The sequence below is a fragment of the Siminovitchia sp. FSL H7-0308 genome (assembly GCF_037980985.1).
In the GTDB taxonomy this organism is placed as follows: Bacteria; Bacillota; Bacilli; order Bacillales; family Bacillaceae_C; genus Siminovitchia; species Siminovitchia thermophila.
In genome coordinates this window covers 1,957,263-1,973,193 of record NZ_CP150282.1, presented here as the reverse complement: position 1 = coordinate 1,973,193, position 15,931 = coordinate 1,957,263, and the positions used below count along the sequence as shown (strand labels likewise).

Annotated in this window: 17 protein-coding genes; 12 read left to right on the top strand and 5 right to left on the bottom strand. The window is 41.7% G+C overall.

From position 1 onward, the window contains the following. Nucleotides 1-15 precede the first annotated feature (15 nt). A complete protein-coding gene (locus tag MHB50_RS09390) occupies nucleotides 16-258 on the bottom strand; it encodes a YkuS family protein (RefSeq protein WP_340085189.1) in 243 nt (80 codons plus the stop codon). 155 nt (nucleotides 259-413) lie between these two features. On the opposite strand from MHB50_RS09390, the gene MHB50_RS09385 reads away from it, so the two are divergent. The 8 genes from MHB50_RS09385 to MHB50_RS09350 all read left to right on the top strand — a co-directional run bounded on the left by MHB50_RS09385 (nucleotide 414) and on the right by MHB50_RS09350 (nucleotide 7,317). Beyond that, a complete protein-coding gene (locus MHB50_RS09385) occupies nucleotides 414-746 on the top strand; it encodes a DUF1033 family protein (protein ID WP_077112076.1) in 333 nt (110 codons plus the stop codon). Between the two features lie 14 nt (nucleotides 747-760). Then, nucleotides 761-1,987 (top strand): MFS transporter, encoded by a 1,227-nt coding sequence (locus MHB50_RS09380; protein WP_340085188.1) that lies wholly within the window; start codon nucleotides 761-763, stop codon nucleotides 1,985-1,987. Between the two features lie 119 nt (nucleotides 1,988-2,106). After that, on the top strand, nucleotides 2,107-3,570 hold the full coding sequence (locus tag MHB50_RS09375; protein WP_340085187.1) for an amidase: 1,464 nt from the start codon (nucleotides 2,107-2,109) through the stop codon (nucleotides 3,568-3,570). 133 nt (nucleotides 3,571-3,703) lie between these two features. After that, entirely contained in the window at nucleotides 3,704-4,669 is a 966-nt protein-coding gene (locus MHB50_RS09370; protein WP_077112070.1) for a rhodanese-related sulfurtransferase, read from the top strand. A gap of 115 nt (nucleotides 4,670-4,784) precedes the next feature. Further along, nucleotides 4,785-5,855: an AI-2E family transporter gene (locus MHB50_RS09365; protein WP_077112068.1), complete on the top strand. Its 1,071-nt coding sequence runs from the start codon at nucleotides 4,785-4,787 to the stop codon at nucleotides 5,853-5,855. Nucleotides 5,856-5,963: 108 nt separating this feature from the next. Next, complete coding sequence (locus tag MHB50_RS09360; protein WP_077112066.1) at nucleotides 5,964-6,167, top strand: DUF1657 domain-containing protein; 204 nt, start codon at nucleotides 5,964-5,966, stop codon at nucleotides 6,165-6,167. A 61-nt stretch (nucleotides 6,168-6,228) separates the two neighbouring features. Continuing rightward, nucleotides 6,229-6,435, top strand: coding sequence for a DUF1657 domain-containing protein (locus MHB50_RS09355; protein WP_077112065.1), 207 nt, complete (start codon nucleotides 6,229-6,231; stop codon nucleotides 6,433-6,435). A gap of 15 nt (nucleotides 6,436-6,450) precedes the next feature. Then, nucleotides 6,451-7,317: a DUF421 domain-containing protein gene (locus tag MHB50_RS09350; protein WP_077112063.1), complete on the top strand. Its 867-nt coding sequence runs from the start codon at nucleotides 6,451-6,453 to the stop codon at nucleotides 7,315-7,317. Between the two features lie 116 nt (nucleotides 7,318-7,433). Here the strand turns inward: MHB50_RS09350 and MHB50_RS09345 are convergent, their stop codons facing one another. Beyond that, complete coding sequence (locus tag MHB50_RS09345; RefSeq protein ID WP_339163376.1) at nucleotides 7,434-9,053, bottom strand: ATP-binding cassette domain-containing protein; 1,620 nt, start codon at nucleotides 9,051-9,053, stop codon at nucleotides 7,434-7,436. 596 nt (nucleotides 9,054-9,649) lie between these two features. On the opposite strand from MHB50_RS09345, the gene MHB50_RS09340 reads away from it, so the two are divergent. From MHB50_RS09340 to MHB50_RS09325, 4 genes are all read left to right on the top strand, one after another. Beyond that, on the top strand, nucleotides 9,650-10,348 hold the full coding sequence (locus MHB50_RS09340; protein ID WP_339163373.1) for a response regulator transcription factor: 699 nt from the start codon (nucleotides 9,650-9,652) through the stop codon (nucleotides 10,346-10,348). Then, on the top strand, nucleotides 10,345-11,703 hold the full coding sequence (locus MHB50_RS09335; protein WP_077112057.1) for an ATP-binding protein: 1,359 nt from the start codon (nucleotides 10,345-10,347) through the stop codon (nucleotides 11,701-11,703). Before MHB50_RS09340 ends, MHB50_RS09335 begins: the two co-directional genes overlap by 4 nt. Before the next feature lie 50 nt (nucleotides 11,704-11,753). Further along, nucleotides 11,754-12,443, top strand: a complete 690-nt coding sequence (locus MHB50_RS09330; RefSeq protein WP_077112055.1) for a PepSY domain-containing protein — start codon at nucleotides 11,754-11,756, stop codon at nucleotides 12,441-12,443. A gap of 103 nt (nucleotides 12,444-12,546) precedes the next feature. Further along, nucleotides 12,547-13,071: a PepSY domain-containing protein gene (locus tag MHB50_RS09325; RefSeq protein WP_077112053.1), complete on the top strand. Its 525-nt coding sequence runs from the start codon at nucleotides 12,547-12,549 to the stop codon at nucleotides 13,069-13,071. A 457-nt stretch (nucleotides 13,072-13,528) separates the two neighbouring features. Here MHB50_RS09325 and MHB50_RS09320 read toward each other — a convergent pair whose 3' ends face one another. The 3 genes from MHB50_RS09320 to istA are packed head-to-tail and all read right to left on the bottom strand — an operon-like array spanning nucleotide 13,529 to nucleotide 15,878. Next, complete coding sequence (locus tag MHB50_RS09320) at nucleotides 13,529-13,729, bottom strand: hypothetical protein (protein WP_340085186.1); 201 nt, start codon at nucleotides 13,727-13,729, stop codon at nucleotides 13,529-13,531. After that, nucleotides 13,726-14,481 (bottom strand): IS21-like element helper ATPase IstB, encoded by a 756-nt coding sequence (gene istB, locus MHB50_RS09315; RefSeq protein ID WP_340085185.1) that lies wholly within the window; start codon nucleotides 14,479-14,481, stop codon nucleotides 13,726-13,728. The genes MHB50_RS09320 and istB overlap by 4 nt, the downstream gene beginning before the upstream one ends. Then, the gene (gene istA / locus MHB50_RS09310; protein ID WP_340085319.1) at nucleotides 14,478-15,878 is read right to left on the bottom strand and encodes an IS21 family transposase; all 1,401 of its coding nucleotides are present in this window, start codon (nucleotides 15,876-15,878) and stop codon (nucleotides 14,478-14,480) included. Before istA ends, istB begins: the two co-directional genes overlap by 4 nt. Between the last annotated feature and the right edge of the window lie 53 nt (nucleotides 15,879-15,931).

Here is a 15,931-nt window from a genome sequence, read left to right as displayed (position 1 = left end):
GGTCTTTCTTTTGTTTTAATGTAATTTGTTTTCAACTTCTTTACATACTTCTTCTGCACTCAATCCACTCGCTTCAATCACAGGTACTTTTGTCGTGGTCGTTTGCATGCCCATGATGTTGGAATCCATTCCGGTGACAACACAGCAGTCACATCCGTCCAAATCCGTCGCATTCGATAATGAAACAACTTCATAGCCTTTTTGCTGAAGCGCTTCTGTAACGTTCGTTAATCCTTCTTCCACGCCAATTCTCATCAATCAACACCTCCTTGCTAAATATCCATGTCCAACTGTTAGGAAAAATAAACAGTAAGAGAGCTTTTTGATGGAGTCAAAAACGGGAGAATTGTATAATCAAAGACATGTCTTTGTAGTATAATGAAAAGCGTGGATGATAGTTTGGGGGATTAAACATGGTTCAAAAATGGGAAGTCATAATCATGAAAGGTGAAAATGAACCGTGGTGGTTTTTTCCTGATTGGAAAAACGATATATTGGCCACATATGTATGTTCGGACAAGAACAGCGCCTTTATGAAGTTTGGTGCTCTATACAAATTATTCGTTTCCCGTTTTGATCACGTAAAAATAAAAAATACCTCCATGGTGGCGTTTTGGAAAGATGGAGATTATGTTTACTGTGATCCTTGCGACGAAGATTTGCAAATATATTACGGCCTGCTCATATTATTGAACGGGGAACCTTATCATTTGTCAAAAATAGAAGAGCAGTTTATTTTTGGCTAAGAAAGAGAGTTATTATGAATAATGCGTTGACTTCAAAACAACAAACACAGTTAACGACCGTATACGGAGTGCTTTATGCGATCAGCGGCAGCCATTTGATAAATGATTCCATTCAATCTGTTGTACCGGCGATGAATCCTATTTTTGAGCAGCATTTGCATCTGTCATTTGCGCAAATTGGTTGGATTGCTTTCGTGTTAAACATGACTGCATCTGTCATGCAGCCGGTGTTTGGCTATTTTGCCGACCGCAAAGCAACGCCTTTTTTGCTTCCGGCAGGCATGTTTGTCAGTACGCTGGGGCTCATCGGTTTTGCTTTATCGTCCCATTTTTATATGATATTGGCATCAGTCTTTTTCATTGGGATTGGTTCGGCTGTTTTTCATCCGGAAGGGTCGCGTGTTGCTTATATGGCAGCCGGGTCGAAGCGCGGGCTTGCCCAGTCCATTTACCAGGTGGGAGGCAACTTTGGCCAGTCGCTTGCGCCCATTTTTACGGCCTTCATTTTCGTCCCGCTTGGCCAAAAGGGGGCCTTGGCTTTTATAGCCATTACGACAGTAGGCATTATCATGTTGATGTTCGTATCCAAATGGTATAAAGCCCAGCTGCAAACCGCCGCTTTTTCGAGAAAAGGAAAAACGGTTCATAAGAATGGGTATCCGATTCATCCCAAAATTAAAGTGGCCATTGCCTTGCTCGTTTTTCTTGTTTTTGCCAGATCCTGGTATGTAGCGGGCATCAACAATTTTTATCAATTTTATTTGATGGAAGATTACGGATTGACTGTCCGGCACGCGCAATTATATGTCTTTATCTTTATGTTTGCCGGTGTCCTTGGTACATTTTTCGGCGGACCGTTGGCAGATCGGTTCGGGAGAAGAAATATTCTTTCCTTGTCAATGATAGGGGCGGCACCATTGACGCTCGCCTTGCCGCATGTTCCGCTTTCGTTTATTATACCGATCTTTTTTCTTATCGGCTTTATTTTACTTTCTAGCTTCAGCGTCGCTGTTGTATACGCCCAAGAACTGCTCCCCAAAAAAGTGGGGATGGTATCCGGGCTGATTGTCGGACTCGCATTTGGCATGGGGGCGGTTGGTGCAGTTGCATTAGGCATGCTTGCCGATTTATATAACATCAAATTCGTCATGATCCTTTGCAGTCTTCTTCCTTTGGCCGGTATTTTTACATGGTTGCTGCCAAGCGATGATAGAGTAAGAGAACTGACAAAACATGTGTAGTGTGTAAAACTCCGGGATGGTCCCGGGGTTTTATATTTATCAAATAAAGGATATTGGAGAGAATTTATCGAATAATTAGTAAAATATATGAAAATCCGAAGGGAGTGCTTATATCAAGAATGTTGAAAACGGCACCTGAAAACAGCCTGCGCATTTTGGATATGGATGTTACTACTTTAATAGATTTAATACATTCCGGTAGAATGTCATCTGTTGAAGTTGTCACAACGTACATGAAACATTTGGAACATGTCAATTCAAGAGTGAATATGCTTGTCGAAGATCGCTTCGAGGAGGCGCTGGAGGAAGCAAAAGAAGCTGATCGTCTTTTGGAGAGCGGAAACAGTAACGGTACATTGACTGGTGTCCCGATCAGCATGAAAGAATCTTTTGATGTAGCAGGCATGAAAACGACTGGCGGACTTACCAACAGAGACGGGATCGTTGCCGATAAAAATGCGGAGGTTGTCTCAATCCTGCAAAAAGAAGGGGCCATTATTTTAGGAAAAACAAACACCCCGACCCTTTGTTTTTGCCAGGAAACAGCTAATAAACGATTCGGAAAAACAAACAACCCTTGGGATTTGGAGAAAACCGCGGGAGGTTCTTCCGGAGGAGAGGCGGCATTGATGGCTGTTGGGGGCGCGGCTGCGGGAATCGGATCAGATATAGGGGGCTCTATTCGCTTTCCCTCACATTTCAACGGGGTCGTCGGCTTCAAGTCTGGAAATGCGCAAGTTTCCGATATCGGCAGTTTTCCGGATATTGTTCACCCCATTCAAAAAAGAATGCTCGGCATCGGTCCGATGGCCAAATCCATAAGGGATGTCCGGTTCATATACTCGTTGATTGCAAAGCGACAGGAAAGCCCAGCAAAGAAACTTTCCGATATCATCATTCATAAGCTTCCGGCAGGCGCTTATCCGCTTGAAAAATCTTCCGAACAATTGATACAAAAAATTGCGGATCATTTGAACAAAGTATTTTTGGTTGGAATTGAAGACCCCCCTTATTTTAAAGAGAGTGCCATCATCTGGCAGCAAATCATGTCAGTCGATGGTGGAAAATCGGTTGCGGATGCCGCAGGTTTTCAGGGGCATGGGGAAGTTGTGAAAGAATATGTGAAGGAAGCAATCACCAATCGTTCGGATTACCACCGTTATTTCACATGGGCGCTCATTGGTGCCAAAATGTTCAAGCCAAGTCAAAAACGCGTCAGGGATCTCCACAAGATCATCGAAAAAGGAGATAAAGCCATTGCTGAATACTTTGAAAATAAGATTTTGCTGTTGCCGGTTTACCATCGGACTGCCCCGCCGCACGGAGAATTGTATTCCGAAATATTTTCCATTAAAAAGACGTTTAAAAAGTATATGCCGTATATTGCGTATGCAAATGTGTGGGGATTGCCTTCTCTAACAGTTCCTGCCGGGAAGGATGAGAACGGCATGCCCATTGGCGTACAACTCATCAGCAAAATAGGAAATGAAGAGCAACTTTTTGCGGTTGGTGAAATCATTGAAGAAGAATTTGGCGGTTACGTCCGCTGCGCGGCTCATGATCAGGAAAGTGAACGCTCTTGATTTTTAATTGGACAAAATGTAAAATACTCATTGTGTAAGAGTAAAGTGTATATCTTAGTGCCTTCACGCACTTGGAAAAAACGCCTAAATACATTTATATCTTGCAAATATAAATCGATAGGTGGTATTTGACATGTCCAAAGAGTTTAGGGTGTTGCTTTATTATCAGTATGTGACCATTGATGATCCTGAACAGTTTGCCGCTCAACACTTGAAGTTTTGTAAAGAGCTGGGACTGAAAGGCCGCATTCTCGTGGCAAAAGAAGGGATTAATGGCACGGTTTCCGGAACTGTCCAGCAAACAGACAAGTACATGGAAACAATGAGAAAAGATCCGCGTTTTGCGGATATCGTATTCAAAATAGACGAGGCAGACACGCATGCTTTCAAAAAAATGCACGTTCGCCCACGGAAAGAACTTGTTACGCTGCGGTTGAAAGATGACGTCAACCCACGGAAAGTGACGGGCACATACCTCAGTCCGAAAGAATTTTATGAAGCGATGCAAGATGACAATACAGTCGTCCTTGATGCCCGCAATGATTATGAATATGACCTTGGCCATTTCCGGGGAGCGATTCGCCCAGACATTAAAACATTCAGGGAGCTTCCTGAATGGGTTGAAAAAAACAAGGATTTACTTGAGGGCAAGAAAATTTTAACGTATTGCACGGGCGGCATACGCTGTGAAAAATTTTCCGGCTGGCTGTTAAAGCAAGGGTTTGAAGACGTGTCTCAACTTCATGGCGGAATTGTCACATATGGGAAGGACCCAGAAGTGCAAGGGGAGTTATGGGATGGCAAATGTTATGTGTTTGACCAAAGGATTTCGGTTCCTGTCAATCAGAAAGAACATGTCATCGTAGGGCGTGACTATTTTGACGGCAAGCCGTGTGAAAGGTACGTAAACTGCGCCAACCCGGAATGCAATAGACAGTTCCTATGCTCCGAAGAAAATGAACATAAATATATGAGAAGCTGTACGGATGAATGCCGTGTACATCCGAGGAATCTTTATGTAAAAGAACATCAGCTCACAGAAGAAGAAATACAGGACAGGCTGCAAAAGCTGGAAGAGGAAAAAGCATCCTCCGTGTAACGAATGAAACCCGTCATCTTTTCCAGGTGGCGGGTTTTTAAATATGGTATGGTACAAACATATTCAAATGTGCGATAATGGAGATGTTGTCAAACAGTGAAAGAGAGGGGAACGAATGCTTAAAGAAAAATGGTTTAAAGGATTAACGGCCATTATTATGGTTTTCATCATTATTTATCTTGGAACAAAAATCAGTTTTATATTCACACCGCTTGTGATCATATTTCAATCATTGTTTCCTCCTATTGTCCTTAGCGGTATTCTTTATTATTTGTTAAGGCCGGCAGTAAATCTCCTCTCTAAAAAAATGCCGCGAACCCTCGCAATCATTATTGTATTTTTGGGGATAGCGGGCGTAATGACGGGAGCAGTATTTGTCATTGGTCCTGAATTGCAAAAACAATTTAATCTCTTGATCGACAATATACCTGCTTACTCCAGCAATATTCAGCAATGGTTTCATTCAACGACTCAGAGCGATTGGTTTTTACGTTTCCAGGAAAATGATTATTTCTCGATCGAAAAGATCACCGATTATATTGAGCAAAACGCCAAAGGCATGCTGCAAGACGCGGGTACAAGAATTGCCGGCGCAGTTGGTTTCATAGCCAATACCGTCATGCTGCTTGTCCTCGTTCCGTTCGTTTTATTTTTTATGTTGAAGGACGGAAAGCAAGCTCCCACTTTTTTATTGAAAATATTGCCCAAAAAACATCATGATGAAGCAGAGAATATTTTAAAAGATATGGATGAGGCATTAAGCGCTTATATCCAAGGTCAGCTCATCGTAAGCTTCTGTGTGGGTGTGACAGCCTATATCGGTTATTTAATTATCGGATTGGAATATTCGCTTGTGTTGGGAGTTGTGGCGATGGTGACAAACGTGATTCCGTTTGTCGGTCCATGGATTGGGGCTTTTCCAGCTGTGATTGTGGGACTATTAGACTCCCCATTGCGTGCGGTCTTAGTTATTCTCGTCATCGTCATCGTCCAACAAATTGACGGCAATATCACTTCTCCTCTCGTCATGGGGAAAAAACTGAATATCCATCCGTTAACGATCATTTTTGTCTTATTAATCGCTGGAAAGTTTGGCGGTTTGCTCGGGCTGATTTTTGCTGTTCCTGCCTATGCATTGATCAAGGTAATCGTCAGCCACATGTACCGTTACGTTAAACTTGAATGACACCGCCGTTTGGCGGTATTTTTTTTGTCATTTTTTTCTTTTTATAAATACGGACAGATTATCGCAAAATAGGAACGTTCATGAAAACATTTTTAAGGGGGATCATATATGACTGTTATCACCAACTTGAAGACAACACTGGCCGGTTTAAAAAGCGCTCAGGCTAGCCTTGAAGGATATGCTTTACAAACAGATAATGAACAGGCAAAACAGCTGTACAAGACAGCTGCTCAACAAACTCAGTCTGTGATAGACCAACTGGAGCCAAGGATTCAAGAAGTGATTCAAGAAGAGCCGCAATATGGTGAGTAATCGTAAAAAAGGGGGCAGAGTGGCGAATCATTCTGTCCTTTCCCATAAGAGGTGAATACAAATGACGATCATATCAGATGTAAAGACGACACTTGCTACTTTGGAAGGCATCCAGGCTTCGTTCAGTAAACTGGCGCTCACATCTTCCCATACTGAAGCCAAGCAGATTTTCCATGAATGTATGATGCAAACAGACCCGATTATCCGTGACTTGAGATTAAGGGTCGAATTGTTGAAGGCTGAAGAGTTGCAGTATAGAAAATCGTAAACAGGAGGGAAATGATTGGAAATCCCTGAATGGCTAAACATTGTTCTTCGATCACTATTTTTAGTCTTTTTTTTATTTTTATTGACAAAATGGCTTGGAAAAAAGCAATTGTCCCAGCTTTCATTCTTTGAATATGTAGCAGGAATTACGCTGGGCAGCATTGCCGCTGAACTGTCGACCGGCTTGGAGCGAAACATGCTGCCTGGCATATACAGCATGTTTGTTTGGGCGGGCATTCCGTTTATTGCCGGGTTATTAGCGCTAAAAAGCAAGAAAGCAAGAAACTTTATTGAAGGGCAAGAAGTAGTCGTCATTAAGAATGGAAAAATTCAAGAAGAAAGCTTGACCAAAGAAAAATATACCGTGGAAGAGCTCCTTCATCTTCTCAGGAAGAAAAACGTTTTTAATATTGCTGATGTTGAATTTGCAGTCCTTGAAGCAAACGGCGATTTAAATGTCATGTTCAAAAAGGAAAAGCAGCCGATCACTCCCAAAGACTTGCAAATGGAAGTTGCGCCGGAAAGGCCTCCACACACTGTTATCCTCGAGGGAAAAATCATGGATTCGGGTTTGTCCGCCAGCGGAATGACAAGAGAATGGCTGGATGTAGAGCTGAAGAAACGAAATATCGCGCTTGATAATGTATATATCGGACAAGTAGATCCGTTCGGACAGTTGGTTGTCGATATTTATGATGATAACATGCAAGTTCCTCAACCGAAAGACAGGCCGATGTTATTGAGCGCATTGAAAAAGTGCGGCGCCGACTTGGAGACATTTGCACTGGCGACAGAAGATGAAAAAGCAAAGGAAATGTATAGCAGAAACGCTAAGAAAATAGAAGAAATTATTCAGAAGTCAGAACATTTGTTGAGACAATAAAAAAGGTCACCTTGAGGAAAGGGACCTTTTTTAACGTCGATAAACCTATGCGTTCATATACAAAGCAACTTTGGCAGCTAAAAGCTTGGCGCCCGTGAGTTGTGTGGAACAGCTATTTATGAATACATGGTTGCTACTTGTTTCTGTAATGGTTCGTTCTCCAAATATTCATTATATGTCATATGCTTGTCGACGACTCCTTTAGGAGTCAATTCCACAATTCGATTTGCGATCGTTTCGATAAATTGGTGGTCATGGGATGTGAAAATGATCGATCCTTTAAAATTGATCAATCCATTATTCAGTGCCGTGATCGACTCCAAATCCAAATGGTTCGTCGGTTCGTCCAGTAACAGGACGTTAGCGCCGCTAAGCATCATTTTCGAAAGCATGCAGCGAACCTTTTCACCACCAGAAAGGACAGATGCTTTTTTCAATACTTCCTCTCCGGAAAAAAGCATTCTGCCGAGAAAACCTCTTAAGAAGCTTTCAGTTTCATCTTCTGGTGAAAATTGTCTTAACCAGTCAACCAGATTTACATCTACCCCATCAAAAAAGTCTGTATGGTCTTTCGGGAAATAGGAATGTGAAGTCGTCACTCCCCATTTATACGAACCGCTGTCAGGCTCCATGTTTCCCGAAAGAATTTCCAGCAGCGTCGTTTTGGCGATCTCATTTTTCCCGATTAGGGCAATTTTGTCGCCTTTATTCATGGTAAAGCTGATATGATCCATTACATTGACACCGTTTATTTTCTTGGAAAGACCGTCAACCGTTAGCAAGTCATTGCCGATTTCCCGATTTGGCGTGAACGAAATATACGGATAACGCCTGGAAGAGGGCTTAATATCATCAAGGGTAATTTTTTCAAGCAGTTTTTTCCTAGATGTGGCTTGTTTGGATTTGGATGCATTGGCACTAAAACGCGCGATAAATGCCTGCAAATCCTTTATTTTCTCTTCTTTCTTTTTGTTTGTTTCTTGCGCCATCCGTTGCGCCAATTGGCTTGATTCATACCAGAAATCATAATTCCCGACATAAATTTGGATGTTGCTGAAGTCGAGGTCGGCAATATGGGTGCAAACCTTGTTTAGAAAATGTCTGTCATGAGAGACAACAATAACTGTGTTTTCAAAGTTAATAAGGAATTCTTCCAGCCATTGAATCGCTTTAATATCCAAGTGGTTCGTCGGCTCATCCAACAGCAAAATATCGGGTTTTCCAAATAAAGCCTGGGCCAGCAATACTTTTACTTTATCAGCCCCTGAAAGTTCAGCCATTTTTTTGGCATGCTGGTTTTCAGCAATTCCCAAGCCTTTTAACAAAATGGCGGCTTCCGATTCGGCTTCCCATCCATTCAGCTCTGCAAACTCGCCTTCCAGTTCGGCCGCACGCATTCCATCTTCTTCGGAGAAATCTGCTTTCATATAAAGAGCATCTTTTTCCTGCATGATTTCGTATAGGCGCGCATGGCCTCTGATGACTACTTGGATGACCTCTACTTCCTCATATTGAAAGTGGTCCTGCTTTAAAACGGCAATTCGTTCATTGGGGTTGATCGTTACAACTCCTGTTTGCGGTTCGATCTCACCGGACAATATTTTAAGAAAGGTGGACTTGCCGGCTCCGTTTGCTCCGATCAAACCGTAACAATTTCCGGGCGTGAACTTTATGTTTATATTTTCGAACAGTTTACGGTCTCCAAAACGAAGACCCACATTATTCACCGTAATCAATTATAATCAAATCCTCCATAAGAAATTCCTACCCATTATAACACTTTTAGTTGTTCGTTTGGATAGAAGGAAACATATATTTAAAAAAATACTTGCCAAAATTCTATTTTTTAATGTTAGCAGCCTGAATCCCGACAGGTGTGTTAAGCGGAGCAGGCGAAAAAAGATGGACTTTTGCTTGACTCAAACTATCAAGTAAGTAAGAAAGCAGATGACAGGGCGCCTGATCGTTATTTGTCGCCGATCCCGCCGGTAAAAAGCTCTCCTTGCCTTGAAGGAAAAAACGGGGAACACAACACTCTCTGAACGGTCATGGAATGATTGAATGGGTGGCGAGGGTTATATTCCACCCTCGGGCATAGTTCGCGGATCTGTTTCTGTCGGCTCCACTAAATATTTCCTGAAACGAGGTTGCGTCATTGGCGGTTTTACCGAGCTTGATGATAAAGAATAACAGGGCACTTTACTTTGTCGGCCTTTGCCAGGACTTTTCAAAACGGTATTTTTTCGGTATGTTTTTTACAAGACTTACATTCTTTATTTATCATAATGTAAAGTTTGGGGAGTTTGTCAATCAATAAAAAAGAGGGTTGCATATGGATAAGTCTGCAATACTAATCGTTGAAGATGAAGAGAAGATAGCTCGCGTGATTGAACTGGAACTGTCTTTTGAAGGTTACGACATTGGAAAAGCTTTTAATGGACTAGACGGTTTAAGGATGTTTCGGGAACAATCATGGGATTTGGTCATCCTCGATATTATGCTTCCAGAAATGAGCGGAATCGAGATATTGAGGCGAATCAGAAGCAGCGACAAGCAAACGCCGATCATATTACTGACTGCGAAAAGTTCAGTGGAAGATAAAGTATCGGGGCTGGATTTGGGCGCAAATGACTATGTAACCAAGCCGTTTCAAATGGAAGAACTGCTTGCAAGAGTACGGGTTGCATTGAGGTCAAGCAGACGGATGACCAATGATCATGTCAGTGAAGGATGGATACAAGTTGGAGAATTAAAATTAAACGAATTATCCAGAGAAGTAAAAAGAGGGGAGGAACCGATTAATTTGACACAAAGAGAATTTGATCTGCTGGCCTTTTTGATGAAGCATCCCCGCCAGGTTTTAAATCGAGAGCAGTTGTTAAACGGGGTTTGGGGATATGATTATCTGGGAGATACAAATATTGTTGACGTATATATTCGTTATGTAAGAAATAAAGTGGACAAAAAATATCATGAGCCGCTCATCCATACGGTTCGGGGAGTAGGCTATGTATTAAAGGACAGCCAATGAAATTACAAAGTAAAATCAACTTATTTTCTACCGCGATGTTTATTGTGTTATTACTGCTCATCAATAGCGCGATTTATTTTTCTTTTAGCCGAATGTTATATGACAGCGCGCTGGAAAGAGTTACAGGAGAGGCGAAGCAAACGGTTAAAGGAATCAACAGGGTAAAAGGGTCCATTCCAGCCGATGATTTATTAAGGGCTTATGTCCCGGCAAATGGCATGCTCCAAGTCGTTACTGCGGATGGGTCACGGATTGCCTCTGTCACAACAGCCGAACAAAGTGAACTCAGAAAGAAAATCGGGAAGGTTACGAAGGATGAACAAAAGAAAATCATGACGTTTAACGGCACTCCCTATGCAGTTGTTTCCATTCCCATGATTTGGCGTGATGGCGAGGTCGTAAAGCTGCAATTGGCCGAGAGCATGGGCGCGGTTGAACGTAACTTAAACACTTTGCGGGCCGTCTTAATTGCCGCCATGCTGCTGGCGTCCATTCCGGTCTTTTTATCGTCCCGCCTTTTAAGCAATTTCATCACTTCTCCCATTGCCTCACTTACTCGGACAATGAAGGAGATTCAAGAAAGCGGCCGTTATAAAAAAATTGAACTCCCAAAACAATCGAAAGATGAGCTTTATCAAATGGGAGAAACATTTAATAACATGATTGCGCAACTGGAGGCTAATTACCAAAAACAGGAGCAGTTTGTGGAAAATGCTTCCCACGAATTAAAAACACCGCTGACTGTTATAGAAGCTTATGCCGACCTTTTGCTCAGGAGGGGTAAGAATACTCCTGAACTGTTTGAGGAATCAGTAGAGGCGATTCATTCAGAAGCCCATAGAATGAGAAATTTGATTGAACAGCTCCTATTATTGGCCAAGCATGATGAACAGTGGAACGTTGAAATGGAAAACGTCGCTTTGAAGGGATTTGTGGAAGAATCAATCAAATCTTTTCGGGAAGGGTTTAAACGGGAAATAGAACTGTTTATAGAAGCGGATGCAACCGTCGTTACCGACCCGCAAAAACTAAAACAGTTATTATATATTTTTTTGGACAATGCGCAAAAGTATAGTGACAAAAAAATAAAAGTGAACGTGAAAATTCGCCATCATCAGGCTCTCATTGAAGTGATTGACTTTGGGATGGGGATTCCCAAAGAGGAACTTTCTAAAGTGTTCGACCGGTTTTATCGTGTGGAGCAGTCAAGGGCGCGAAAAACAGGCGGGTTTGGTTTGGGACTCCCGCTTGCCAAGGAACTGGCAGCCGCAATTCATGCCGACGTAAAGCTGGAAAGCGAGCCAGGAAAGGGAACAACAGCGCAAGTTTGGCTGGACATGCCTGCTTCTCATTAAATTCTCATCAACAACAGGTATAATAGGAAAAAACGTATGGAGAGATCCAAATGAAAAAGGTTAAAATAGGCCCAACCCCCATCGTCATTGCCACCGTTATCTTCCTTGGCTTCCTATTGTGGCTTTTCTTCAATGTACTAAAGCCTGCAGATTCGTTAACTATAGCGGAAGCAAAAGAAATTGTACAAGACATGTATGGCGGAGATATTACCGAAGTCAGCGAGACGAATGAAGCATATTTGTTTACCATTAAGACGAAATCGGGGCTTTATGATATTTATGTTCAACGGAAAGATGGAGACATTTTAAAAGTCGACCAGAAAAATCCGGAACCAGCGGAAGCTCCCAATGAACAAACTCTGCCTGAAGATAAAATTAAAGAAATCATTCATGATCAATATGGAGGAGAAATCAACCGGTTAGAAAAAAAGCGCGAAGGGGACCGCTACTTTTATTATGCGGTTTTGAATGATGGCCAGTCGAATCAAACAATAAAGGTGGATGCCCAAACCGGAAGCATTGTGGAGTCTAGTGGCAAAACAAGCAATGGCATCACTGAACAGGATGCGGCCGGCATTGCTTTACAACAAGTAAAGGGCAAAGTGGAAGATGTGGATTTGAAGGAATCGGATGGCTTGAAGTATTATTTAGTAGAGATTGAAAGTGATCAAGATCAAGAAGCAACTGTTCAAATTCATAGCATTACGGGAGAAGTTCTATCTATTACTTGGGATGATTAACATATGATGAGTCATTTCTCATCAATTTCTCATTTTATTATAAGGGAGTCCTCATCTTTGGACCTTACGATAGTATCAGAAAGACAAAAGGAGGACTTAGATCATGAAAAAACGAAACATTTTGTTTGCAGGAATAGCCGGGGTGGTGTTATTGGGAGGCGCGATAGGGGTTGGAGCCAATTCCATAGCCGGTGACAAAAATCCCGAGAATACAGGAAGCGCCATTTCTATGGATGAAGCGAAAAAGATTGCGCTACATGAAGCAGGTGGAAAACTAAAAGAAATTGAATTGGAAAAGGACGACGGCCGCCTTATCTATGAAATTGAATTAATAAGTGATGAGAAAGGCCGTAAAGTCGATATCGATATTGATGCAAAAACAGGAAATGTCATCAAAGTAGATCAAGATGACGATCATGATAACGAACCTGTAACAAATAAGGAAGCAAAAGTCTCAATGGAAGATGCCATCGCTGTTGCTGTCAAAGACACGCCTGGTGAAGTTGAGGGCTCAGAGTTTGATCCAGAAGACGGTTATTACGAGATTGAAATCCAAACGGGCAAAAATGAAGTAGAAATAAAAGTTGATTCAGAAACGGGAAAGATTATCACAAAAGACAATGACTAATGATGATTCATTTGTTTTGCTATATAAATGTGTTGGACGTTGTGAGATGAGGGACTGGGACATAACTAGCCAAAAATAATTACAGAAATGGTTCCAACCATCGAATTCGGATGGTTGGAACCTTTATAATTATCGATATATATAAGGTTTCAATAAGAGGTAAAAAACTGAGTAGAAATGAGTGGCGGAGTTTTGAAAATAATTAAGTATGCAGTCATTTTTTGTTTTAACTTTCGTTGCCTTACTAGCTATTGATTACAGCCATCAAATTTTACCACCAATGACATGTTATTTACCACTTCACGCCAAGGAATTTACCAGTGTACGCCAATAAGTTTACCAGATTGGTATATTGCGGATAATTGTGCCAGTAAGTGCGGGACAGAGAGCCATTTTTGGTAAAGTATAAAATAATTTAAAGCCATTGGAACAGAGTTCGTTCCAATGGCTGTTTATCCTATCTTAATCTCTTATTCTCCAATTGCCGATCCATAATATCAATTGCCCAACGAACGAGCTCATCATGGTCTAAATCCTCTTCCTTGGTCCATATGCAGGCGGGTAACAGCCTGTCTTCAATCTTAATCAGCACATCAACAGGCAAAAACATGTGTAAAAAATACTTGGCTATACGGTTTTCCACTTCTATTGGGATCATTTGGCTCCTCCCAATCCATGGCGCTCTCTCATAGAGACTTCCCCATCTATTAAAAGTTGATAGGAGTCATGGATAATACGGTCTAAAATAGCCTCTGCGATCGTTTCATTCCCCAGTTTTACATGCCATCCGGCAGGGTCGATTTGTGAACAGAAAATAGTGGAAGCTACCTTATGGCGTGCTTCAGCGATTTCCAACAGTATTGCAGCTTCATCAGTTGATAAATCTGTCAGTAGCCATTCATCAAGGATGAGTAAACCAACTTTTGTGTATTTTTTGATGCATTTCCGATAGCTTCCGTCTGCAGCTAATTTTGCAAGTGACAGTTCATCCAGTAATTCCGGTAAGCGAATGTATTTCACTTTATAGAATTGGCGACAGGCCGATACTCCGAATGCACTGGCTAAATATGATTTACCAGTACCAGTCGGGCCTTTCAATATGATATTGTGATGATCATGGATATAGGCACCACCAGCGAGTTTCAAAATCAAATCTTTATCTAATCTTCTATCTTCGTGATACTCTATATCTTCAATACAGGCGTTTGGGTTTATAAAAGTGGCCGTTTTGATTAAGCGTTGCAGCTTATTACTCCTCCTGCGGGAATGTTCCAAGTCGACAAGTAAAGAGAAACGGTCTTCAAAACTCATTTTTTGGAATTCCTTGTTCAACGCTTGTTCTTTATAGGCTTCTGCCATACCACTCAATTTTAATTCGTGTAATTTTGTTAACGTTTGTTCATTTATCATTGATCCGTTCCCCCATAATAAGATGCTCCGCGTGTGAAGCCATAGTTATTTTCGCTGATTTCCGTTTTACGTTTTAATTCTTGCTCGGCGTCATTCTTTTTGTTGTTCTTCAGAATCGTTTGAATGCTTTTGACCGTGGGTCTTTTTGTCATAGAAATGATCATTTTACATGCACGTTCAATTTCATATTTTGTATAACGACGCTCCGACTTCTTTAACGTAAATATGGACTGTAAAGCTTGTTTTTCTGTTTGGGAAGTACTCAGAATGTATTGAACAACATTCAAGGTTGATTCCCCTATATTTTCAGCCCATTCAAATGCTGCCTCTGGGGTTTGATCCACAAATAACTTGTGGTTATCAGGCATATGATCACGGACAGTAGATAACTGGCCAAACTTCCCATATAATCGTTTATGAGATGCAATCCGCATATGATTGAAAAAAATCTCAACCAGATTATCTGAGAGTTTCACTTCAACTTGTCGATTGATATATTCATATGGAACTGAATAAAACATACTTTCGACAGAGATGTGATAGTCAGGACGTACTTTCGCCGTTTTCCATTCAGACATTTTGTAAGGCACTGACGGGAGAGGGGAAAGCGCGAATTTCTCCTCTTCCTCAAATGCCGACCAGCGACATCCTTTTTTACGGGTGAAGGGACGATGATTGAATTCATCTAATTTCTTCCAGACCTCCTCGTTCAATTCATCAATACTAAAACAGTGCGTATTTCTTAATGCAGCGATAATCCAGGTAGAAATAGTGTTAACGGAGCCTTCAACGCTTGCCTTATCTTTTGGAGTACGAACCCGTGCAGGCATCACCACCGTATGATAGTAATCTGCCATTTCCCTGTATGTAGGATTTAAAACCAACTCACGGGCAGTATGTTTTATCACACCTGTTTTAAGGTTGTCCGGCACTAAGATTTGTGTGGTGCCGCCAAAATATTGATACGCATGGTTGTGTGCAGTGATCCAGGAATGCAAATCCATTGATAAGGTTGCTTCCGCATACGACAATTGGCTGCACGGAAGGGTCGCAACGAAAACATACGCCTTTATTTTCTCCCCGGTATCCCTATCGATGACAAAGGATGTCGATCCTGCCCAATCAACTTCCATGATTTCTCCCGGTTTTCTGCGAATGCGCAAAGTTGCTTTATACTTATCTGCGTATCTACTGTAATGACGCAAAAAGCTTCGATAGGAGTACGGAATTTTATTGTTTGCCCGACATTTAGCTTCATACTCATGATGAAGGAGCGAAAGTGTCACATTGGGCTTGGCTAACTCTTCGTGAATGTAATCAAAGTCCAACGGTTGTCGGCCTGATGCCTCTAACGTTTTCTCAGGAAAGAGAAACTCCTCAATCCATTGATCCGTCATTTCTTCCTCTAAAGGACAGACCAACCCCTTCTTCTCGGCAATACGGATGGCCT

Excerpts from the sequence above, each read along its gene's own strand:
- MHB50_RS09385 (WP_077112076.1), top strand. The coding sequence starts at position 414 with ATGGTTCAAAAATGGGAAGTCATAATCATGAAAGGTGAAAATGAACCG.
- MHB50_RS09380 (WP_340085188.1), top strand. The coding sequence starts at position 761 with ATGAATAATGCGTTGACTTCAAAACAACAAACACAGTTAACGACCGTA.
- MHB50_RS09375 (WP_340085187.1), top strand. The coding sequence starts at position 2,107 with ATGTTGAAAACGGCACCTGAAAACAGCCTGCGCATTTTGGATATGGAT.
- MHB50_RS09370 (WP_077112070.1), top strand. The coding sequence starts at position 3,704 with ATGTCCAAAGAGTTTAGGGTGTTGCTTTATTATCAGTATGTGACCATT.
- MHB50_RS09365 (WP_077112068.1), top strand. The coding sequence starts at position 4,785 with ATGCTTAAAGAAAAATGGTTTAAAGGATTAACGGCCATTATTATGGTT.
- MHB50_RS09360 (WP_077112066.1), top strand. The coding sequence starts at position 5,964 with ATGACTGTTATCACCAACTTGAAGACAACACTGGCCGGTTTAAAAAGC.
- MHB50_RS09355 (WP_077112065.1), top strand. The coding sequence starts at position 6,229 with ATGACGATCATATCAGATGTAAAGACGACACTTGCTACTTTGGAAGGC.
- MHB50_RS09340 (WP_339163373.1), top strand. The coding sequence starts at position 9,650 with ATGGATAAGTCTGCAATACTAATCGTTGAAGATGAAGAGAAGATAGCT.
- MHB50_RS09335 (WP_077112057.1), top strand. The coding sequence starts at position 10,345 with ATGAAATTACAAAGTAAAATCAACTTATTTTCTACCGCGATGTTTATT.
- MHB50_RS09330 (WP_077112055.1), top strand. The coding sequence starts at position 11,754 with ATGAAAAAGGTTAAAATAGGCCCAACCCCCATCGTCATTGCCACCGTT.
- MHB50_RS09325 (WP_077112053.1), top strand. The coding sequence starts at position 12,547 with ATGAAAAAACGAAACATTTTGTTTGCAGGAATAGCCGGGGTGGTGTTA.
- MHB50_RS09320 (WP_340085186.1), bottom strand. The coding sequence starts at position 13,729 with ATGATCCCAATAGAAGTGGAAAACCGTATAGCCAAGTATTTTTTACAC.
- istB (WP_340085185.1), bottom strand. The coding sequence starts at position 14,481 with ATGATAAATGAACAAACGTTAACAAAATTACACGAATTAAAATTGAGT.
- istA (WP_340085319.1), bottom strand. The coding sequence starts at position 15,878 with ATGACGGATCAATGGATTGAGGAGTTTCTCTTTCCTGAGAAAACGTTA.